This window comes from Stenotrophomonas sp. YJH_SMC_122 (genome assembly GCF_059369535.1).
In genome coordinates, this window is record NZ_JCAFST010000004.1 from 233404 (window position 1) to 255591 (window position 22188).

A 22188-nucleotide genomic window follows, 5' to 3' on the forward strand; every position below is an offset into this window, starting at 1 on the left:
GTGCACGCGCGCGCTGCTAGATTCGCCGGCAGTCCGACCGAACTGGAAGTCCCGCCATGAACAAGCCCTTCGCCCTGCTGCTGGCCCTGTCCGCTGCCACGCTGGCTCCAGCCGCGCACGCTGCCGGCAATCTCGACTGCCAGCTGCGCTACAACCTGTCCGGCTGGTCGCTGATCTACAAGACCGCGTCCGGCACCGGCACGGTCACCTGCAGCAATGGCGCCAGCATGCCGGTGCGTATCGAAGTGAAGGGCGGCGGCCTGACCGTGGGCAAGTCGAAGATCACCAATGGGCGTGGCAGCTTCACCGGCGCCGTGAGCGTCAATGAGCTGCTGGGCACCTACGCCTCGGTCGGTGCGCATGCCGGCGCGGTGAAATCCAGCAATGCGCAGGTGATGACCAAGGGCGACATCTCGTTGGCCCTGTCCGGCACCGGCAAGGGCTGGGACCTGGGCGTGGACGGCGCCGCCTTCACCATCAGCCGGCGCTGACAACAAAAAAGGGGACGGAGGGGATTAAGTCGTTTTTGCCTAGCCAATTCACAATGTGGCAAAAACGACTTAATCCCCTCCGTCCCCTGTTTTACATCAGGCGCCGTCGGTGTTCGTGCGTACATTGAGTTTCCAGCGGATGCTGCCCTGCTGGGTCGAGTGCTGATGGTGCGACTGCGGCGGGAAGGGGTCGTTCTGATTGCTCGTGATCTCGCGCCTGCAGCCAAGGCAGACGTAGATGCCTGAAACGGGAACAGTGTGGCCCGGGCCGTAGACTGTGTTCCACCAGATGTTGGTGGGATTTACCAGTGTCAGCACAGAGCCGCTGGTATGCCATGCCATCGTCGTTTCCTTATGCGGGGAGACGCTTCACGATAGGCGTTCATCGCGTTGCTCGCGTCGACCTGTGGCACTAATTGCACGTTTTCAAAGAATTCCTAGTTCTCGCCTTGCGTCCGCCCATGGCGTGGATCCACCCGCGGGTCGATCTACCAGGCAAAGAAAAACCCCGGCCGGAGCCGGGGTTTTCATTTCAGTCGGGCCGCTGATCAGCCGCCGCGCGGGCCGCTGCGGCGCGGACCGCCGGGACCGCGGTTGCCACCGGGGCCACCCGGGCCACGGTTGCCACCCGGACCGCCGGGGCCGCGATTGCCACCCGGCCCACGGTTGCCACCACCCGGACCACGACCGCCCGGACGGGCGCCGCGCGCCGGCTTCGGGCTGCCATACGGGTTGAAACCCGGGGTTGCATGGTCGGACGGGAAGCTCGGGGCGTTGCCCGGATGGCCGTACGGGTGCTTGTTGCCCTGGCCCTGCGAGCGGTTGCCCGCACCGGCCGGCCGGCCCTGGCCGCCTGCGCCACCACGGCCTTCGCCACCGAAACCGCCACGGCCCTGACCGCCACCGGCGCCAGCACCTGGGCCCTTCGGCTTGCCGTACGGGCGGCCCTGGCCGCCTGCGCCCGGACCACGGGCACCCGGGCCACGTGCGCCCGGACCGGCATTGCGATGGCCGCTCGGGCCGGTGCTCACGCCATCCGGCACGTACCAGGTGCGGAACGCCGCCGGATTGCCTTCCGGCAGCGAACGATCGTTCTTCTGGGCGCGCTGCTTGAACGGCTTCTGCGACTGCTTGGCTGCCGCTTCACCGCTGACCGTCAGGCCGCCCTTGAAGCCGCCGCCCTTGCCACCGCGGCCACGGCCGCGGTCTTCGCGGACGTTGTCGAAGCGGCGCAGCTCACGGCCTTCGTCGGCGGTGTTGTGGCCATTGACGTAGGCATTGCCGCGGCCACCTTCGCGCACGCGCACAGTGGTCTTTGCGGCGCGGCGCTGGCCGATCACCGGCTGCAGCGTCAATGCCGACGGTGCGCCTTCTTCCAGCTTCAGCTGCGCGCGCAGCGCTTCCACCTGGGCGGTGCCCAGTTCCACCGAATGGCCACGGGCCAGTTCGCGCGGCAGGCTCACCTTGCCATAGCGGGTGCGCTTCAGGCGGCTGACCTGGCAGCCCTGCGATTCCCACAGGCGGCGCACTTCGCGGTTGCGGCCTTCCTTCACCACGACGCGGAACCAGTCGTGGGAATCGGTGCCGCCGATGCGTTCGATCTCATCGAACTTGGCCGGACCGTCTTCCAGTGCGACGCCACGGCCGAGGCGGTCGACGATGGCGTCGGAGACCTTTTCCTCGCCTTCCGGTGCACGCACGCGCACCACGTACTCGCGCTCGACCTCGAACGACGGGTGCATCATGGCGTTGGCCAGCTCGCCGTCGGTGGTGGCCAGCAGCAGGCCGGTGGTATTGATGTCCAGGCGACCGATGGCGATCCAGCGCGCGCCCTTCAGCGGCGGCAGCGACTCGAACACGGTCGGGCGGCCTTCGGGATCTTCGCGGGTGGTCACCTGGCCTTCCGGCTTGTTGTAGACCAGTACGCGCGACGGTTCGGCCAGGGCAGTGGCGACGAAGCCACGGCCATCCAGTTCGATCCTGTCGCCGCTCTTGACCGACATGCCGGTCTGCGCGACTTCACCGTTGACCTTGACCAGGCCTTCGGCGATGCGCTGTTCCAGCGCGCGGCGCGAGCCGAGGCCGGCCTGGGCCAGCACCTTGTGCAGGCGCTCTTCCAGCTTGAACTGTTCGGAGGTGGCTTCGCGCTTCAGCGAGAGCTTGTTACGGGGGGTGTCACTCATCAGTTTTGCTCCGGCCGACGGTTTCGAGGTCGGCCTCTGGTTCGGAATCGGCTTGGTCAACAGCCACGGTCGTCATCGCGACGGCGTTGTCTTCGCGTTCGTTCACTGGCACCGCGCGCTCGCCCGGCGCGGAATCGGGGTGCCCATCATCGAGGGGCGAAGGTGCTTGCTCATCGGAGGCCGATGCAGGGGCTGCATTGGCGGAATCGGGGGTGTCACTGCCGGCCAGGCCGGCGTCATCGTTCGCGGCAACGCCATCGGCGCCGGCCGAGATGTCTGGACCCTCGGCACCGGCCACGGGCGGTGCATCACGGTCCAGGGCCAGCTGCGGTTCCAGCTCACCCAGGTCCTTCAGTTCCGACAGCGGCGGCAGTTCGTCCAGCCGCTTCAGCCCGAAGTAGTCCAGGAAGCCCTTGGTGGTGCCGAACAGCGCCGGCTTGCCGGGCACGTCGCGGTGGCCGACCACGCGGATCCATTCGCGTTCTTCCAGCGCCTGGATGATGTTGCTGCTGACCGCTACGCCGCGCACCTGCTCGATCTCGCCGCGGGTGATCGGCTGCCGGTAGGCGATCAGCGCCAGGGTTTCCAGGGTGGCGCGGGTGTAGCGGGTCTTGCGTTCGGTCCACAGCCGGCTGATCCAGCCATGTACTTCGCCGGTGACCTGGTAGCGGAAGCCGGAGGCGACCTCGACCAGTTCCACGCCACGACCTTCGCAGGCCTCGCGCAGGCGCTCCAGCGCACGTTCGATGCTGCCCGGCGGTGCCGGTTCCTCTTCCGGAAACAGGTCCTTCAGCTGGGCCAGGGTGAGTGGCTGGCTGGAGGCCAGCAGGGCACCCTCGACAATGCGGTCGATCAGCGATTGATCCATCGGCAGTCAGCGCTCACTCGTTGGCATTGGCGGCGTCGTTGTCGTCGAACTCGCTGCTGAACTGCAGCGGGGCGTTGGTGTTGCCAGCGGCCAGCGACTTCACGTAGATCGGCGCCAGCGGTTCTTCCTGGACGATGTCCAGCAACTGTTCCTTGGCCAGTTCCAGCACTGCCAGGAACGTGACCAGCACGCCCAGCTTGCCTTCTTCGGCGGTGAACAGCCCTTCAAAACGATAGAACTTGCCGTCCTCCAGGCGCCCCAGCACTTCCCCCATGCGCTGCCGCACGCTCAGTGCTTCACGCTTGATGGCGTGGCCGCTGAACAGCTCGGCGCGCTTGAGCACGTCGTGCAGGGCCAGCAGCATTTCCTTCAGGTCCACCGGCGGCGGCAGCTTCACCGTGGCGCGCTCGGGCATGAAGGCATGCGCCACCGTGGTGTCGCGGTCCTGGCGGGGCAGCGCGTCGATGTCCTCGGCGGCCTGCTTGAAACGTTCGTACTCCTGCAGCCGGCGCACCAGCTCGGCGCGCGGGTCGGCCTCATCGCCTTCCTCGCTGACCGGGCGCGGCAGCAGCATCCGCGACTTCACCTCGGCCAGGATCGCGGCCATCACCAGGTACTCGGCCGCCAGCTCGAAGCGCAGCTCGCGCATCACGGTGATGTATTCCACGTACTGCCGGGTGATTTCGGCCACGGGAATGTCCAGCACATCCAGGTTCTGGCGGCGGATCAGGTACAGCAGCAGGTCCAGCGGGCCTTCGAAGGCGTCCAGGATGACTTCCAGCGCGTCCGGCGGGATGTACAGGTCCTGCGGGATCTGCAGGACCGGTTGCCCATGCACCACGGCCAGCGGCATTTCCTGCTGCTGGGGGGCGGGCGGCCGAGTTGGCGGGTTCGCGTCGAGCGCGAGTTCGGAAGTCATCTAATGGACATCAGGATTGCAACGGACCAGTCGCGGCACCGGGTTCGCCGGGCCAACGCCACGGAGCCCCAGGGCACCAGACACGCCGGGATCGGCGCGATTCCACACATATCAAACAGCAGGACGCGCCGCAGTAAACGGCAGCGACAGAACTACGGGGAGGTCGTCTACGTGGCCCGGCCAGGTGGTCCGGTTTGAAGCAGCGGATCTGTCGTCGGGGGCTGCGTGGCCGCAGAAACCGACGGGCTGCTGCATCCAGCCACGTGCAATGGAGTCTAGGGTAAGCCTTTGCTGCGCCAGTGTCCAGCCGGAACGGGGCAGGGGCTGCATTGGCTAGAATCGGCGGACCCGACAACGCAAGCGAGGAAATGCCGGTGTGGTATGTGATCGAAGGGTATGACGGCCAGGATGTGCTGGCGCAGCGGCTGCAGGCGCGGCCGGAGCATCTGGCGCGGCTGCATGCGCTGCGCGACGCGGGGCGCCTGCTGCTGGCCGGGCCTTGCCCGGCGGTGGACAGTGAAGACCCGGGCCCGGCCGGTTTCAGCGGTTCGGTGGTGATCGCGCAGTTCGAGTCGCTGCCGCAGGCCCAGGCCTGGGCCGATGCCGACCCGTACGTGGCTGCAGGCGTCTACACCCGCGTGCAGGTCCGCCCGTTCCGCAAGGTGCTGCCGTGAACGCGGAACGGATCGAGCGGATCCGTGATGCGCTGCAGCAGGCGCTGGCGCCGAGCGTGCTGGAGATCGAGGACGACAGCCATCGTCACGCCGGCCATGCCGGTGCGCGCGACGGGCGCGGCCATTTCAACGTGCATGTGGTCAGTGAGCGCTTCGCAGGGCTGGCTCCATTGGCCCGGCATCGCGCGGTGTATGCCGCGCTGGGATCGATGATGGACACCGATATCCACGCGCTGTCCATCCGCGCACAGACCCCGTCAGAACAGGGCTGAGTCCTTGTCCCGCACTGTCCTGGCCGGTCCCTGCGGGCCTCGCCACGGACAGATTTTCATGTCCATTTCGGGACATTCGCCTAACGGACTGTTTACAAGCCTGGATGGAAACGCTTACATTCCGCGCCAATGCTGGTAGGTCCAAGCCGTGGAGGGCGGCTTCGTGAACAAGGCAGCTATCACAATCAAAGACGTCGCACGCGAAGCCCGGGTCTCCGTGGCCACGGTTTCCCGCGCGCTAAACGGGCATGAAAATGTCGCCGAACCGGTCCGCCAGCTTGTGCTGGAGGTGGCCGCACGGCTGCGTTACACCCCGCACGCCGCCGCCCGCAGCCTGAGCAGCCGCCGCACCAATACGGTGGGCGTGGTGCTGCCTGACCTGTACGGCGAATTCTTCTCCGAGCTGATGCGCGGCATTGACGGGGTGGCCCGCAACCGCCGCCAGCACCTGCTGGTGTCCAGCTACCACGGTGACCAGGAACAGCAGGGCGCCGCCCTGCGTGCCATGCGCGGCCGCGTCGACGGCCTGCTGGTGCTTTCGCCCTATGCCGAGAGTCCGGGCTTCCTGACCGACAACCTGCCGCAGTCGTTGCCGACGGTGTTGATCAACACCTATCTGCCCGGGCAGGACCACCCGGTGCTGAGCATCGACGACCACGCCGGCGCGATGGCGATGACCCGCCACCTGCTGGATGCCGGCCACCGCCGCATTGCCTTCATTTCTGGTCCGGACCTCAACTTCGACGCGCGCGAGCGCCTGCGCGGCTTCCGTGACGCGCTGGCGGCTTTTGGCGGTGGCGCCGAAGGCATCGAGCTGCCCGGTGATTTCGACGAAGCTTCCGGCCATCGTGCCGGTCAGGAGTTGCTGGCAGCCGGAGCGCTGCCCGATGCCGTATTCGCCGCCAACGACATGATGGCCCTGGGCTGCCTGTATGCGTTCACGCAGGCAGGGGTCCGTGTGCCGGCCGATGTGGCCCTGGCGGGTTTCGATGACATTCCACTGGCGCGTTTCGTCCACCCGTCGCTGACCACCATGCAGGTCAGCATCGCCGAGCTCGGCGACCGGGCCATGACGCGCCTGATGCAGTTGATGGACGGCACCTCCACGGATGGGGCAGGGGACAAGCAGACCCTGGTTCCCCGCTTGATTGTTCGCGATTCCACCACTCCGCCATCCGGCCGTTGAAGCCAGAGGCGTTTCTTCTTTTTTTGACTGATCGCAGGGACCGCGCAAGCGGTTACCGCCACCCGGAGATTGAGTTGATGATGCATACCACCTTCCGCATGCCGGCGCGCCGGCTGCTGAGCACCGCCCTGGTCAGCTGCCTGATGCTGGCTGCCGCCCCCAACGTCATGGCGCAGTCGGCCAACGCCAGCCTGCGCGGCCAGGTTGCCGGTGCCCAGGCCGGCACCGAAGTGACCGCCACCAATGTGGCCACCGGTACCGTCCGCCGTGGCACCATCCGCGCCGACGGCAGCTACTCGCTGATGGGCCTGGATCCGGGCACGTACAACGTGGTCGCCAACGGCCAGACCCAGAAGGTCACCGTCACCGTGGCGTCGACCGCGACGCTGAACTTCGCCGGTGCCGCCAGCAGCACCCCGGGTTCGACCGCGGCCACCAATCTGGACACCGTCAACGTTGTCGCGCCGACCCTGCTGCAGGAAGTGCGTACCTCCGAAGTCGGCAAGACCGTCAGCCTGCAGCAGATCCAGACCACTCCGCAGGTGTCGCGCAACTTCCTGGAGTTCGCCGACGCGGTGCCGGGCCTGATCTTCACCCGCGACGCCAAGGGCAATACCTCGCTGCGCGGCGGCGCCACCAATGCAGATGGCACCAACGTCTACATCGACGGCGTGGGCCAGAAGAGCTACGTCAAGGGTGGCGGCGTGGCCGGCCAGTCCGGCAGCGCCGGTAACCCGTTCCCGCAGCTGGCCATCGGCGAATACAAGGTCATCAGCGGCAACTACAAGGCCGAGTATGGCCAGGTGTCGAGCGCCGCAGTGACGGCTGCGACCAAGTCCGGTACCAATGAGTTCAAGGGTGAGGCGTTCTACCGCTACACCGATGAAGACATGCGTGCCAAGACCCCGGCCGAGCGCCAGGGCGGCAAGGAGAAGATGGTCTCGGCCGAGAAGGAATACGGCTTCGCCCTGGGCGGCCCGATCATCCAGGACAAGGCGCACTTCTTCGTGACCTACGAAGCCAAGCGCTTCGACCTGCCGGTCACCATCGCGCCGGATGGCGCGGTCACCGGCGCTGCCGGCCTGCTGCCGCCCGCTGGTGCCGCCGGCCTCGGCCCGGCCAGCCAGCCGTTCCAGCAGGATCTGATCTTCGGCAAGATCGACTTCGAGCCGACCGACAACGACCGCATCGAACTGACCTTCCAGGACCGCGACGAAACCCAGTCGCAGTTCAGTGGCCAGACCTCGCCGGAAGCCGGCCGTGAAGTGGTCAACACCGACCGTCGTTATGCCCTGCGCTGGAACCACAGTGGTGAGCGCTACTACAACGAGTTGATGGTCACCCACGAAGACTCGTTCAACAACCCGACCCCGCTGACGCTGGCCAACGGCATCACCTACACCGCACCGGACGGCCCCGAAGACCGCACCATCGTGAAGATCGGTGGCGCCTCGGCACTGGATTCGCAGGTGAAGGGCCAGAAGGGCTGGTCGATCGAAGACAACCTGACCCTGGATGGCATCCAGTGGGCCGGTGACCACACCATCAAGATGGGCGTGAAGTACAAGCAGATCGACCTGTACGCGTCCGATGCGGCGCAGATCAATCCGACCTTCACCTACTCGCTGGGCGATCCGGACTTCCCCGATTCCATTCCGTACAAGGCGCAGTTCGTCAAGCCGGTGACCGGCGTGACCGGCGTGTCCGGTGAAGTGCGTTCGAAGTCCAAGCAGTACGGCGTGTTCATCCAGGACGACTGGCAGGTCAATGACCACCTGCAGCTGAACATCGGCCTGCGCTGGGACTACGAAAAGACCCCGTCCTACCTGGACTTCGTGACCCCGCAGCAGGTGGTCGACGCCATCTATTCGCAGGATCCGCGCGCCCCCGCCGGCCAGACCTATGCCGATTCGCTGGCGCTGGGCGGCCTGGACATCAGCGACTACATCAGCAACGGCCACAACCGCAAGGCGTTCAAGGACGCCTGGCAGCCGCGCCTGGGCTTCTCGTATGACATCAACGCCGACGAGCAGCACGTGATCCACGGTGGTGCCGGCCGTTCCTACGACCGTGACCTGTTCGACAACCTGCAGCTGGAAACCACCAAGCTGGCCCTGCCGCAGCCGACCATCTACTTCCGCAACCCGGCCACCGGCGCCTGCATCAACGGCCAGGCCGCCTGCTATGACTGGAACCCGAACCTGCTCAACGGGATCGGCAACCTGCAGGCACTGGTCGGCGCGACCAGCAATGCCGGCCTGGAAGTGGACCTGCTGAACAACAAGCTGAAGGCGCCGTACTCGGATCAGTTCAGCTTGGGCATGAGCAACCAGATCGGCGACTGGCTGACCGACGCCACCATCGCCCGTACCCTGAGCTACGACGGCTTCGCCTTCACCCTGGGCAACCGCTACCCGACCGGCCAGTTCTTCGATGATCCGCGCCTGTGTGGTGGCACCTCCCCGGGCCTGAGCCAGGCCTGGAGCTGCAACGTGCCGGGCTTCGGCAGCCTGATCATCGGCCAGCAGGGCATCAAGACCCGTGCCACCCAGGTCCTGTTGTCGGCACAGAAGCCGTTCACCAAGGAAAGCGGCTGGGGCACCTCGATCGCCTACACCTGGACCACCGCGCGCCACAACCGCGACATCAACGAGAAGTATGCGTTCGATCGCGGCCTGATCGGTGACTACCCGACCATCCGCTCCAACGGCGCACCGCGCCACCGCCTGGTGGTGACCGGTTCGTACGCGGGCTTCTGGGGCATCACCTTCGGCGGCAAGATCACCCTGGCCACCCCGACCGCCGTCAACGACTGGTACCCGGTGATGCAGGCCAGCGGCTACACCCTGCCGACCCCGCAGGCGGCCGTGCCCAACGCAACCGGCAAGTTCCTGGTGGGTGGCAAGATCTTCGGCTACCGTTCGGTCGACCTGCAGGCGACGAAGACGTTCAAGCTGGCGGGCAACACCGAGCTGTACGCCCGTCTGGACATCATCAACGTGTTCAACTTCGACAACTTCTCCACCTACAACTACGTCAAGACCAACGGCAAGCTGCAGGCCAGCTACAACGAGACCGGCGACATCATCGGCACTCCGCGCCAGGTCAAGGCCGAAGTGGGCTTCCGCTTCTAAGCGGCGCCGCCTGTTGCTGTATCCGATGCCGCCGGTCCGCCGGCGGCATCGATTGTGTGAGAACGGCAATGGCCGGCCCCGTGCCGGTCCATTGCCCACGCCGCTGCCGGGCAGGGGGCAGCGGCGTGGGCAATGATCGCGGTGTCAGACCACGTTTTTCGTGGTTTTTTAAGAGCGCATCTTGTAAACGATTTCAGATCATTGGACGGTATGCTTTCCCATCGATCAGACCACCGGAGGAACCGCGCCATGCAGGCACGCCATCTGTCGTCCGCCGCAATGCTGTGCTTGGCGGTGGCCGCCTGCCAGCCGGCCCAGCAGGAACCTGCCAAGCCGCGCCCGCCGGTGATCCTGATCGAGGCCGATGCACCGCCGCGGCCGATGAAGCCGGAGCTGCCGCCGCTGTTCGATGACATTGAGCGCCGCACCTTCCAGTTCTTCTGGGACACCACCAACGAAGTGAACGGGCTGACCCCGGACCGCTACCCGTCGCGGCCGTTCGCCAGCATCGCCTCGGTCGGCTTCGCGTTGACTGCCTATCCGATCGGCATCGAGAACGGCTGGGTCAGCCGCAACCAGGCCATCGACCGTACCCTGACCACCCTGAAATTCTTCCGCGACGTGCCGATGGGCCCGCAGCGCACCGGCAAGGCCGGCTACAAGGGCTTCTACTACCACTTCCTGGACATGCAGGAAGGGCGTCGCTACGACAGCTGGGTCGAACTGTCCTCGGTGGATACCGCACTGCTGATGATGGGCGTGCTGTTCGCGCAGTCGTACTACGACGGTGACGATCCGCGCGAAAAGGAAATCCGCCAGATTGCCGATACCTTGTACAAGAAGGTCGACTGGCCGTGGCTGCAGCAGCGTGCGCCGCTGATCTCGATGGGCTGGTTCCCGGAGAGCGGCTTCATCGACCACGACTGGATGGGCTACAACGAGGCGATGATGGTCTACATCCTCGCCCTGGGCTCGCCCACGCACCCGGTCAGCCCGGACGCGTGGACGGTGTGGACGCGCACCTATGACAACGACTGGGGTGTCTACCAGGGCCAGGAATACCTGTCCTTCGGCCCGCTGTTCGGCCACCAGTACAGCCACGTCTGGATCGACTTCCGCGATATCCAGGACGCGTACATGCGCGAGCGCGGCAGCACCTATTTCCTCAACAGCCGCTCGGCTGCGCTGGCCCAGCGCGAATACGCCATCGCCAACCCGATGCAGTGGAAGGAGTATGGCGAGAATGTGTGGGGCCTGACCGCCAGCGATGGCCCGCAGAACACCACGCAGGAATACCGCGGCGAGCAGCGCCAGTTCCGCCATTACTCCTCGCGCGGCGCTGGGCTGCGCGAGAATTTCGATGACGGCACCATCGCCCCGACTGCGGCGATCGCTTCGGTGGTGTTCGCGCCGGAGCAGGTGATCCCGGCCACGCTGGAAATGCACAAGCGCTACGGCGACTACATCTATTCCAGCTACGGCTTCCTGGATTCATTCAACCCCAGCTTCAACTACGACATCCCGATCAAGACCGGCCGCCTGGTGCCGGATCGCGGCTGGGTCGCCAGCGACTACATCGCCATCGACCAGGGACCGATCCTGACCATGATCGCCAACTACCGCAACGACTTCGTCTGGGAAGTGATGAAGAAGAATCCGTACATCCGCAAGGGCCTGGAGCGGGCCGGATTCAGCGGCGGCTGGCTGGCGCCGGAAGGGTCGTTCCAGCCGCTGGAACTGCAGAAGGACGAAAAGGCCGCGGCAGCACGCGCGGTGGGTATCGCCGAATCACGCGCGGCTGCCGCGCAGGAACAGAAGAACAATGCCAACCGCACCACAGGCCAGGGCAAGTAACCCGATGCCGAACTGGATCGACCGCCTGCGCCGCTGGGCGCTGCCTGCCCTGGCCACCCTGGCCGTGGCCGGCTGCGCCCGCACCGAACCGGGCACCACCACCGTGCGCTTCTGGGCGATGGGCCGCGAAGCCGAGGTGGTCAGCGAGCTGATCCACGAGTTCGAGGCCGAAAACCCCGGCATCAAGGTGGATGTGCAGAACATCCCGTGGACCGCCGCGCACGAGAAGCTGCTGACCGCGTTCGCCGCCGACGGACTGCCGGACGTGTGCCAGCTCGGCAATACCTGGGTGCCGGAGTTCGCCGAACTCGACGCGCTTACACCGCTGCAACCGTTCGTGCAGCGCTCCACTGTGGTCGACCCGAAAGATTACTTCCAGGGCATCTGGGATACCAACGTGATCCACGGCGAACTGGTCGGCGTGCCGTGGTATGTCGACACCCGCCTGATCTACTACCGCAAGGACCTGCTGGCCAAGGCCGGCTACGACCACCCGCCGCGCACGTGGCCGGAGTGGGAGGAGCAGATGGCGGCGATCAAGCGCATGCAGGGCCCGAACCGCTACGCGGTACTGATGCCGATCAACGAATTCGAGCAGCAGCTGTCGCTGGCCCTGCAGCAGCCCGATCCGCTGCTGCGCGACGACGATACCCGCGGCAATTTCGCCAGCCCGGGGTTCCGCCGCACGCTGGCCTTCTACGCCAACATGTTCGAGCAGGGCTGGGCGCCGAAGATGTCCGAGACGCAGATCTCCAACGTCTGGGATGAATTCTTCCGCGGCTTCAACGTGTTCTACATCTCCGGCCCCTGGAACATCCGCGAGTTCAAGAAACTGCAGCCGAAGGAACTGGAAGGACAGTGGGGCACCGCCGCGCTGCCGGGGCCGGACGGTCCGGGCGCGGGCATCGCCGGTGGCACCAGCCTGGTGATCTTCCGCAAGTCGCAGCAGAAGGAGGCGTCCTGGAAGCTGATCGAATTCCTGTCGCGCCCGCAGATCCAGGCACGCTTCCATTCGATCATCGGCGACCTGCCGCCGCGCCGCAGCGCCTGGAACGCGCCGTCGCTGGCCAACGATCCGCTGGCCGCCGCGTTCCGCGATCAGCTGGAGCGGGTCAAGCCGACGCCGAAGGTGCTCGAATGGGAGCGCATCGTGCAGGAAATGCGCATTGTCACCGAGAAGGTGGTGCGCGGAGGCCTGCCGCAGGACAAGGCCGTGGCCGAACTGGACCAGCGCGTGGACAAGGTGCTGGCCAAGCGCCGCTGGATGCATGAACAACAACGCCTGCAGGAGCGCGCGCCGTCGCCGCAATCGAGCAGCGCAGTGGCCGCCGGGAGCGCGCAATGAAACGTACTTCGCTGGCCGGCTGGATCTTCGCCGGCCCCTCGCTGATCGTGCTGGGCGTGTTCTTCGGCCTGCCGGTCGCCTCGGCGCTGGCGCTGAGCGTGACCGACTTCGACCTCTATGCACTGGCCGACAGCAGCAACCTGCGCTTCGTCGGCCTGGGCAACTACATCGACCTGCTGCAGACGCCGATGTTCTGGAAGTCGCTGTGGAACACCACCTACTTCGTGCTGATCGGCGTGCCGTTGTCGATCGGCGTGTCGCTGGGCGCGGCGATGCTGCTCAACGCACCGGCCGCGCGCTTCAAGGCGCTGTTCCGCACGGCACTGTTCGCACCGGTGGTGACCACGCTGGTGGCGGTGGCAGTGATCTGGCGCTACCTGTTCCATACCAGCTATGGCCTGGTGAACTACGGCCTGGGCCATCTGGGCATCAGTCCGATCGACTGGCTGGGTGATCCCAACTGGGCGATGCCGACCATCATGCTGTTCGCGGTGTGGAAGAACTTCGGCTACAACATGGTGATCTTCCTCGCCGGCCTGCAGGCGATCCCGCATGACCTGTACGAAGCCGCGCGCATCGACGGTGCTTCGCGCTGGAAGCAGTTCCTGCACATCACCCTGCCGATGCTCGGCCCGGTGCTGCTGGTGGTCGGGGTGATCACCGTGTCCGGCTACTTCCAGCTGTTCGCCGAGCCGTACGTCATGACCCGCGGCGATCCGCTGCAGAGCACCGTCAGCGTGCTGTATTTCATGTTCGAGGAAGGCTTCAAGTGGTGGAACCTGGGGCGCGCCTCCGCGGTGGCGTTCCTGCTGTTCCTGATCATCCTGGCGGTGACCACCGTGATGCTGCGTTTCGGCCGCAAGAGGCAGTTGGTATGAGTCGTGAAATCGGCCAGTCGCGCTGGTACCCGTGGATGATCAATGGTGCGTTGCTGGTGCTGGCCCTGGTCAGCCTGGCACCGCTGCTGTGGATGCTCTCGGTCTCGTTCATGCCGCAGGGCGAGGCCAGCCATTTCCCGCCGCCGCTGCTGCCTTCGAGCATCACCACGCACAACTACCATGAGTTGTTCGCGCGTACCGGCATGGGCGGCAACTTCGCCAACAGCCTGCTGGTGTCGCTGGCTATCACGCTGGGTTCGCTGCTGCTCAACACCATGGCCGGCTACGCCTTCGCCAAGCTCAACTTCGTTGGCCGCGAACGCCTGTTCCAGGTGCTGATGGCAGCGCTGGTGATTCCGGCGCAGGTGGCGATGCTGCCGCTGTTCCTGCTGATGAAGCAGCTGGGCCTGGTCAACAGCTTTGGCGGGGTGATCGTGCCGGCGCTGGCCAGCGTGTTCGGCATCTTCCTGGTGCGCCAGTACGCGCGTTCGATCCCGGACGAGCTGCTTGAAGCGGCGCGCATCGACGGCGCGGGGGAGCTGCGCATCTTCTTCCAGATCGTGCTGCCGATGCTCAAGCCGGTACTGGTGACCCTGGCGATCTTCACCTTCATGGGTGCATGGAACGATTTCATGTGGCCGCTGATCGTGTTGACCGACCAGGAGCACTACACTTTGCCGGTGGCGCTGGCCACCCTCTCGCGCGAGCACATCATGGACGTGGAAATGATGATGGCTGGCGCGGTGGTCACCGTGGTTCCGGTGCTGGCACTGTTCCTGGTGCTGCAGCGGTACTACATCCAAGGTCTGTTGCTGGGGAGCGTCAAGGGATGAAGCGAGCGATCGCCGTTGGACTGTGCCTGTTGTGGACTTCCCTGGCGATCGCCGCACCACCGGCACTGCCGGCGCCGAAGGTACTGGACGATTTCGACGACATCGGCGCCTGGAAGCTGGTGCTGTCCGACCAGGTCAGCGGTTCGCTGCGGCCGGTGAGCGGTGCCGGTGGCGGCCGCGCGCTGTGCCTGGACTACGATTTCCACGAGGTGTCGGGCTACGTCGGCATCCGCCGCGCGCTGGGCATCGAGTACCCGGCCAACTACCGCTTCGGCTTCCAGCTGCGGGGAGATTCGCCGGGCAACGACCTGCAGTTCAAGCTGATCGATGCCAGCGGCGATAATGTCTGGTGGGTCAATCGTCCGGGCTACAGCTTCCCCAAGGCGTGGACGCCGGTCGAATACCGCCGTCGCCAGATCGACAAGGCGTGGGGGCCATCGCCGGATAAGGAGATGGCGCGCAGCGCTGCGGTCGAGTTCACGATCTACAGCAAGGTCGGCGGCCGCGGCACGGTGTGCTTCGACAAGCTGACCCTGCAGGGCCTGCCGCCGCAGGATGATTCGGCGCTGGTGCCGTCGGTGATCGCCGATACCGCCACCGCGCTGCAGGACCGGATGATCGACGGAAAGAGCGATACGTTCTGGATCAGTGGCGGGGTCAAGCAGCAGACCATCAGCCTGGACCTGCACAAGAGCCGCGAGATCGGCGGTGCGGTGATTGACTGGCTGCCGAACCTTGAAGCCAATCGCTACACCGTGCGGACGTCCGAGGATGGCCGGGACTGGCGCACCGTGCGCGAGGTGACCGGCGGTGCGGGTGGCCGCGACTGGCTGGCGCTGCCGGATACCGACGCGCGCTACGTGCGCTTCGATCTGCACGATGGCCCGAACTGGCGCTATGGCATCCGTGACATCACGCTCAAGCCGCTGGCGTTCGCGGCCACGCCGAACGCATTCCTGTCCTCGGTGGCGGCCGACCTGTCGCGCGGCTCGCTGCCGCGTGCATACGTGGGCGAACAGCCGTACTGGACCCTGCTCGGCCTCGATGGCGGCCAGGAGCAGGCACTGATCAGCGAGGACGGTGCGCTGGAACCGGCCAAGGGCAGTTTCAGCATCGAGCCGTTCATCCGCGTGGACGGCAAGTTGCTGGACTGGTCGAAGGTGGCCATCACCCAGTCGCTGCAGGATCGCTACCTGCCCATCGCCAATGTCGACTGGGTGCATGAGAAGGCCGGCCTGGCGGTGACCAGCTTCGTGCTGGGCACGCCGGAGCGTGCGCAGCTGATCGGCCGCTACCGGTTGAGCAATCCGGACAAGGTGGCGCACGAGTACACCCTGGCGCTGGCGATCCGGCCGTGGCAGGTGAACCCGCCGACCCAGTTCCTCAATACCGTCGGCGGCTTCAGTCGCATCGATGCGCTGGATGTGGGCGAACAGCTGGTGCGCATCAACGGTGAGCCGCGCATCTATCCGTTGCAGGTGCCGGATGCGCGCTTTGCCAGTACGTTCGATGGCAAGCTCGACGCGATGCATCTGGCCTCCGGTAAATACCCGGCCAGCACGGCGGTGAAGGACAGCACCGGCATGGCGTCCGGTGCGCTGCTGTATACGATCAAGCTGGAGCCTGGCCAGAGCCGAGAAGTGGCGGTGGTGTTGCCGCAGACCGGAGGCTGGGCGCCGCAGGCGCTGGATGTGGCCAAGGCGCAGGCACAGGTCGCAGAGCAGTGGCGGCAGAAGCTGGGGGTCGTCTCGTTGCAGGTACCGGCTGCGGGCCAGGCACTGGTCGATACCCTGCGCACCGCCGTGGCGCACATGCTGATCTCGCGGGTCGGCCCGCGCCTGCAGCCGGGCACGCGCTCGTACGCGCGCAGCTGGATCCGCGATGGCGCGATGATTTCCGAGGGCCTGCTGCGCATGGGGCGCAGTGATGCGGTGCGTGATTACATCAACTGGTATGCGCCCTATCAGTTCGAGAATGGCAAGGTGCCGTGCTGTGTCGATGCACGTGGCAGCGATCCGGTGCCGGAGAACGACAGTCATGGCGAGCTGATCTACAGCATTGCCGAGTATGGGCGCTATACCGGTGACAGCACCTTCGCCGAACTGATGTGGCCGCATGTGCAGGGCGCCTACAACTACATGGAGCAGCTGCGCGCCAGCGAGCGCACGGACGAGAATCGGGCGCGCAATCCGGCGTTCTACGGCATGATGCCGGCCTCGATCAGCCACGAAGGCTATTCGGCCAAGCCGATGCATTCGTACTGGGACAATTTCTGGGCGTTGCGCGGCTACAAGGACGCGGCGTCGCTGGCGGCCCAGCTGGGCAAGGTCGAAGCCATGCAGATCGCCGAATCGCGTGACCAGTTCCGTGATGACCTGCAGGCCTCGCTGCTGTCGGCGATGCAGCAGCACAACATCGATTACCTGCCGGGCTCGGCCGAGCTGGGCGATTTCGACGCGACCTCGACCACCATCGCGCTGGCGCCGGGCGGCGAGCAGGGCCGCCTGCCGCAGCAGGCGTTGGAGGCGACCTTCGAGCGTTACTGGAAGGAATTCGTGGCTCGTCGGGACGGCAAGCGCGAGTGGAAGGACTACACGCCCTACGAGTGGCGCAACGTGGCCGCCTTCGTCCGCCTCGGCTGGCGCGATCGCGCCTGGCAGGCGACCGAGTTCTTCTTCAAGGACCGTGCGCCGCAGGCCTGGAACCAGTGGGCCGAAGTGGTCTCGCGCACGCCACGCAAGCCGTTCTTTGTCGGTGACCTGCCGCATGCCTGGGTCGCCTCGGACTTCGTGCGCTCGGCCCTGGACATGTTCGCCTACAGCCGTGACATGGACGATGCGCTGGTATTGGCTGCCGGCATTCCGACCGCCTGGCTGCAGGGCGAGGGCATCGCTGTGCAGGGCCTGCGCACGCCGCAGGGCCAGCTCAACTACCGCCTGCAGCGCAGCGACAAGCAGCTGGTGCTGGAGGTGCAGCCGGGCCTGGTGCCACCGGTCGGTGGCGTGGTCCTGCCGTGGCCGTACGCCGGTGATCCGGGCGAGGCGACCATCAACGGCGAAGCGGCCGAATGGACCGACAGGGAACTGCACGTGCACCAGCTGCCGGCGCGGGTCGAGATCGATGTACCGGGCGCGGTGCGCCGTGCCGAGCGCAAGGGGCAGTAACGATGAAGCAGCAGGGGGCGAGGGTGCGCACGGCCGTGCGTGCCCTGGGACTGGCCATTGCATTCGCATTGCCGGGTGCCGTGATGGCAGCCGTGCCAACCGCCGCGACAGCGGCTGACGTCGCCAGCGCACCAGGCATGAGCATGGTGACCTTCAACCTGCATCACGACCGCGAGGACTGGCCGAGCCGCCGCCGCACCATCCTGGCCGAGCTCAAGCGCCTGCAGCCGGATGCGGTTGCCCTGCAGGAGGTGATCCAGCGGCGCAACGTGCGCAACCAGGCGCAGTGGCTGGCCAGCCAACTCGGCTACAAGTACGTGTTCGTGTCCACCGATCCGGTGGGTGCGCCGAAACGTTACGGCAATGCGCTGCTGACCCGGCGACCGATCCTCGCCCAGGGTCAGCATCTGCTACAGCCGCTGGACGATTATCGGACGGTCGCCCATCTGCGCATCGATGTGGACGGCAAGGCGGTCAACGTCTATGCCACCCACTTCAACGAGCGCAGCGACGAGAATGGCCAGCGCATCCGTCGCACCCAGGTCGAGGACCTGCTGCGCTTCATCGCCGGCACCTCGGCCGGCGCACCGGTGGTGATCGCGGGCGACTTCAACGCACTGGTCGATGCCAGCGACCTGAGCGAGCTGCGCAGCCATTACGGTGACAGCTACGGCAGCGTGCACGTCAACACCGACCTGGCCGGGGTCAGTACGCTGAACAGGCACTACTACCCGGTGGCCTCGCGGATCGACCACATCTTCTTCCAGCAGGACGCGATGGTCGCACGTGAGGCCAAGCTCCTGTTCGACCAGCCCGATGACAGCGGTCGCTGGGCCTCGGACCATTATGGCGTGTGGACCCGCCTGCAATTCGCTCCGACGCGATGATGTCCTGGTAGGTGCCACCCCTTGGCTGGCACGGACGTGTCCGCGTTCGCTCCAACAACGGCGCCAACCAGAGTTGGCCTCTACCAGAGCGCTGCACGCGCCCGGCGCACTGACAGAAACGGCGGGGATCATCGATCCCCGCCGTTTTTTCACGCGATCAAAGAGCGATCAGTTCGCCGGCGGAGTGCGCTTGGCGCCTTCTTCGCCTTCTTCGTCGGCCTTGGCTTCGGCCGCCTGGGCTGCCGCATCGGCGTGGCCATCGGCGACCGGATCGATCGACGGTGTCACCACTGCATCGGCGACCGGGGCCGCAGCTTCCACCGGTGTAGCTTCAACCGCCACCGGAGCGACCGGCTGTTCGGCGACCGGCGCGGTCTCGACGACCGGTTCGGCTTCAACCGCAGGAGCGGCTTCCGCCACCGGGGCAGCCTCAACGGCCAGCGGCTTGGCTTCGACCGCCGGAGCGGCTTCAGCGAGCTCCGGCTCTGATTCCACGACCGGAGCAGCCTCGGCCACGGCCGACTTCACTTCGACCACCGCAGTGGCTTCAGCGACCGGGGCAGCCTCAACCACCACCGGCTTCGCTTCGACCGCCGGGGCTGCCGCTGCCACTGGCTGGGCCGGGGTCGCAGCGTCGATGGCATCGAGCATGCTGGTCTGCACCGGCGACGCCGCCGGTTCGGCCTTGGCGACGGCTTCGACCGGAGCCTGTACCTTCGCCACGACCGGTGCAGCAGCATCGACCACGGCGCTGCTCACCACCGCGGCCGGCGCGGCGACAACAGCGGCGGCGCGGACCGGCTTCTCGGCTTCGGCAGCGGTCGGTTCGGCTTCGTCATCGAATTCGAACTCCGGCTGCGAACGCGCCGGCTGTGCCGCGGCCACCGGAGTGGTCCCGGCAACGCTGTCGTTGCTCTGTCCGGCGACATCAGCGGCATCGGTGTCATCACCGTCGTCCGCGTCGTCCTGTTCATCGCCCAGGCCATCGCCGCCGGCAGCGTTCTCGGCGCCACCACGACGGCGGCGACGGCCACCACGACGGCCACGGCGGCGGCGGGTTGCACCTTCACCGGCCTGCTCGCCGTTGGCGTCGAGGGCAGCATCTTCACCGGTCACGGCAATCGCCTCGGCCTCGTTGCCGGCGTTGGCAGTGGTGTCGGCCGGTGCAGTGACTTCCGCCGGAGCGGAGGCAGCCGGTGCAACCGGCGCCACCGGCGCAGTGGCTTCCTGCGCGGTCACGACGTTGGCAGCGACGGCCGTAGCGGCTACGGCTGCAGCCCCGGTCACGGCCTCGGCCGGCAGCTCGGCGACGCTGCGCTGCGGCTTCTCGGCCGGCTTGTCACCGTCCTGCTGCTGGCGTGGCTGCTTGGGCTGCTTCAGCTTCGGCTGGTTCTGGTTCTGGTTCTGGTTCTGGTTCTGGCCCTGCTGCTCGTTGCGCGGCTTGTTCTGCTGCTGCGGCTGCGTCTGGCCATCCTTCTGCTGCGGCTCTTTCTGCCTGCCCTGCTGCGGCTGCTGCTGGGCATTGCCGTTGTTGCCGTTGCGGCCGTCCTTGTTGCGCTGCTCACCACGGTCCTTGCGGTTGCCGCCATCCTTCTGCTGCTGCGCGTTGCCGTTGCCACCGTTGCCACGGTTTTCGTCGCGACGGTCCTTGCGATCCTTGTTGCGATCCTTGTTGCGGTCCTTGCGACCACCGTCCTGCTGCTGGCGCGGAGCCGGGGCGGCCGGAGCCGGCGCCGGTGCCGGCTCGCCACCGAACACGCGCTTGAGCCAACCGATCACGCCGCCGCTCGGAGCCGGCGCCACTGGCGCTGCCACGACCGCAGCCGGAGCGGCTGCAGCCGGAGCCGCTTCCTCGCGCACCGGGGCGGGAGAGGTGTGCTTGACCTGGGTCACTGCCGGCGGCGGGATGTTCAGCTGGCCCTTGGTCAGGGCGTGCACCGGCAGCTTGCGCGGGGTGCCGCGCTGGTAGCTGGGCTTGCTGCTCTCTTCACCCAGCTCGTTCTCACGCAGGCGGGTGACCGCGTAGTGCGGGGTGTGCAGCTGCTCGTCGGCGACGATCACGATCGGCGCTTCGTGGCGTTGCTCGATCTCGCGCAGGGCGCTGCGCTTCTCGTTCAACAGGTAGTTGGCGATCTCCACCGGCGCCTGGACCAGCACCTGCCCGGTGTTTTCCTTCATCGCATGCTCTTCGGCAACGCGGATGATCGACAGCGACAGCGACTCGACGCTGCGCATGCGGCCGTGGCCGTCGCAACGCGGGCAGACGATCTGGCTGGATTCGCCCAGGCTCGGGCGCAGGCGCTGGCGGCTCATTTCCAGCAGGCCGAAGCGCGAGATGCGGCCGACCTGCACGCGGGCACGGTCGTACTTCAGCGCGTTGGCCAGGCGGTTCTCGACCTCGCGCTGGTGCTTGTTGGAGGCCATGTCGATGAAGTCGATCACCACCAGGCCGCCCAGGTCGCGCAGGCGCAGCTGGCGAGCCACTTCCTCGGCCGCTTCCAGGTTGGTCTGGAAGGCGGTGTCCTCGATGTCGCTGCCCTTGGTGGCGCGCGAGGAGTTCACGTCGACTGCGGTCAGTGCTTCGGTCTGGTCGACCACGATCGAGCCGCCCGACGGCAGGCGCACGTTGCGCTCGTAGGCGCCTTCAATCTGCGACTCGATCTGGAAGCGGTTGAACAGCGGGATGTCGTCCTTGTAGTGCTTGAGCTTGCGCAGGGTCTGCGGCATCACCTGCTGCATGAACTCGCGGGCGTGCTCGTACATCTCCTCGGTGTCCACCAGGATCTCGCCGATGTCGGCGCGCAGGTAGTCCCGCAGGGCGCGCACGATCAGGCGCGATTCCTGGTAGATCAGGAACGGGGCCGGCTTGCTCAGCGCGGCTTCGGCGATGGCGCGCCAGACGTTGAGCAGGTAGTCCAGGTCCCACTGCAGCTCTTCCGCATCGCGACCGACGCCGGCGGTACGGATGATCACCCCCATGTCGTCGGGAATGTTCAGCTTGTCCAGGGCCTCCTTCAGCGCGGCACGGTCTTCGCCCTCGATGCGGCGGGACACGCCGCCGGCGCTGGGCGAGTTCGGCATCAGCACCATGTAGCGGCCGGCCAGCGAGATGAACGTGGTCAGGGCGGCGCCCTTGTTGCCACGCTCTTCCTTGTCGACCTGGACAACGATCTCCTGGCCTTCCTTCAGCAGCTCGCGGATGCCGGCCTTGTTGTGGTCTACACCGGCCTGGAAGTAGTCGCGGGAGATTTCCTTCAGCGGCAGGAAGCCATGGCGGCCACCGCCGTACTCGACGAAGGCGGCTTCCAGCGAGGGCTCGATGCGGAAGATCCGGCCCTTGTAGATGTTGGACTTCTTCTGTTCCTTCGACGGCTGTTCGATGTCGATGTCATACAACGACTGGCCATCCACGATGGCAACACGCAGCTCTTCAGCCTGCGTGGCGTTGATCAGCATTCGCTTCATTGTTGCGTTCCTCGCAAGCGGCTACCGCGCGGAAC

General features: G+C 66.3%; 16 protein-coding genes. 11 read left to right on the forward strand and 5 right to left on the reverse strand.

From position 1 onward, the window contains the following. Window positions 1-56: 56 nt before the first annotated feature. The gene (locus AC5P66_RS08060) at window positions 57-491 is read left to right on the forward strand and encodes a hypothetical protein (RefSeq protein WP_049414524.1); all 435 of its coding nucleotides are present in this window, start codon (window positions 57-59) and stop codon (window positions 489-491) included. Window positions 492-587: 96 nt separating this feature from the next. Here AC5P66_RS08060 and AC5P66_RS08065 read toward each other — a convergent pair whose 3' ends face one another. The 4 genes from AC5P66_RS08065 to AC5P66_RS08080 all read right to left on the reverse strand — a co-directional run bounded on the left by AC5P66_RS08065 (window position 588) and on the right by AC5P66_RS08080 (window position 4461). Further along, window positions 588-833 (reverse strand): hypothetical protein, encoded by a 246-nt coding sequence (locus AC5P66_RS08065; protein WP_049414525.1) that lies wholly within the window; start codon window positions 831-833, stop codon window positions 588-590. A gap of 206 nt (window positions 834-1039) precedes the next feature. Then, window positions 1040-2674, reverse strand: a complete 1635-nt coding sequence (locus AC5P66_RS08070; RefSeq protein ID WP_100478472.1) for a pseudouridine synthase — start codon at window positions 2672-2674, stop codon at window positions 1040-1042. After that, entirely contained in the window at window positions 2667-3542 is an 876-nt protein-coding gene (scpB, locus tag AC5P66_RS08075; RefSeq protein ID WP_049414527.1) for an SMC-Scp complex subunit ScpB, read from the reverse strand. Before scpB ends, AC5P66_RS08070 begins: the two co-directional genes overlap by 8 nt. Window positions 3543-3555: 13 nt before the next feature. Beyond that, entirely contained in the window at window positions 3556-4461 is a 906-nt protein-coding gene (locus tag AC5P66_RS08080; protein ID WP_005417635.1) for a segregation and condensation protein A, read from the reverse strand. Window positions 4462-4835: 374 nt separating this feature from the next. On the opposite strand from AC5P66_RS08080, the gene AC5P66_RS08085 reads away from it, so the two are divergent. The 10 genes from AC5P66_RS08085 to AC5P66_RS08130 all read left to right on the forward strand — a co-directional run bounded on the left by AC5P66_RS08085 (window position 4836) and on the right by AC5P66_RS08130 (window position 18688). After that, window positions 4836-5135: a YciI family protein gene (locus tag AC5P66_RS08085; protein ID WP_005417634.1), complete on the forward strand. Its 300-nt coding sequence runs from the start codon at window positions 4836-4838 to the stop codon at window positions 5133-5135. Further along, entirely contained in the window at window positions 5132-5407 is a 276-nt protein-coding gene (locus AC5P66_RS08090) for a BolA family protein (protein ID WP_049414528.1), read from the forward strand. The genes AC5P66_RS08085 and AC5P66_RS08090 overlap by 4 nt, the downstream gene beginning before the upstream one ends. Window positions 5408-5555: 148 nt before the next feature. Then, window positions 5556-6593, forward strand: coding sequence for a LacI family DNA-binding transcriptional regulator (locus AC5P66_RS08095; RefSeq protein WP_049414529.1), 1038 nt, complete (start codon window positions 5556-5558; stop codon window positions 6591-6593). Between the two features lie 77 nt (window positions 6594-6670). Further along, window positions 6671-9727 carry a TonB-dependent receptor gene (locus tag AC5P66_RS08100; protein ID WP_049414530.1) on the forward strand — a complete coding sequence of 1019 codons (3057 nt, stop codon included), beginning with the start codon at window positions 6671-6673 and terminating at the stop codon, window positions 9725-9727. Between the two features lie 249 nt (window positions 9728-9976). Next, on the forward strand, window positions 9977-11581 hold the full coding sequence (locus tag AC5P66_RS08105) for a glucoamylase family protein (protein ID WP_049414531.1): 1605 nt from the start codon (window positions 9977-9979) through the stop codon (window positions 11579-11581). Between the two features lie 4 nt (window positions 11582-11585). Then, on the forward strand, window positions 11586-12926 hold the full coding sequence (locus AC5P66_RS08110; protein ID WP_099496122.1) for a sugar ABC transporter substrate-binding protein: 1341 nt from the start codon (window positions 11586-11588) through the stop codon (window positions 12924-12926). Continuing rightward, complete coding sequence (locus AC5P66_RS08115) at window positions 12923-13804, forward strand: carbohydrate ABC transporter permease (RefSeq protein WP_005410323.1); 882 nt, start codon at window positions 12923-12925, stop codon at window positions 13802-13804. The genes AC5P66_RS08110 and AC5P66_RS08115 overlap by 4 nt, the downstream gene beginning before the upstream one ends. Beyond that, a complete protein-coding gene (locus tag AC5P66_RS08120; protein WP_005417620.1) occupies window positions 13801-14637 on the forward strand; it encodes a carbohydrate ABC transporter permease in 837 nt (278 codons plus the stop codon). The genes AC5P66_RS08115 and AC5P66_RS08120 overlap by 4 nt, the downstream gene beginning before the upstream one ends. After that, window positions 14634-17801: a discoidin domain-containing protein gene (locus AC5P66_RS08125; protein WP_099496120.1), complete on the forward strand. Its 3168-nt coding sequence runs from the start codon at window positions 14634-14636 to the stop codon at window positions 17799-17801. Before AC5P66_RS08120 ends, AC5P66_RS08125 begins: the two co-directional genes overlap by 4 nt. Before the next feature lie 2 nt (window positions 17802-17803). Further along, window positions 17804-18688 (forward strand): endonuclease/exonuclease/phosphatase family protein, encoded by an 885-nt coding sequence (locus AC5P66_RS08130; RefSeq protein WP_111097175.1) that lies wholly within the window; start codon window positions 17804-17806, stop codon window positions 18686-18688. Window positions 18689-18856: 168 nt separating this feature from the next. On the opposite strand, the gene rne is transcribed toward AC5P66_RS08130, so the two are convergent. Next, window positions 18857-22153 carry a ribonuclease E gene (rne, locus tag AC5P66_RS08135; protein WP_495216179.1) on the reverse strand — a complete coding sequence of 1099 codons (3297 nt, stop codon included), beginning with the start codon at window positions 22151-22153 and terminating at the stop codon, window positions 18857-18859. Window positions 22154-22188 lie beyond the last annotated feature (35 nt).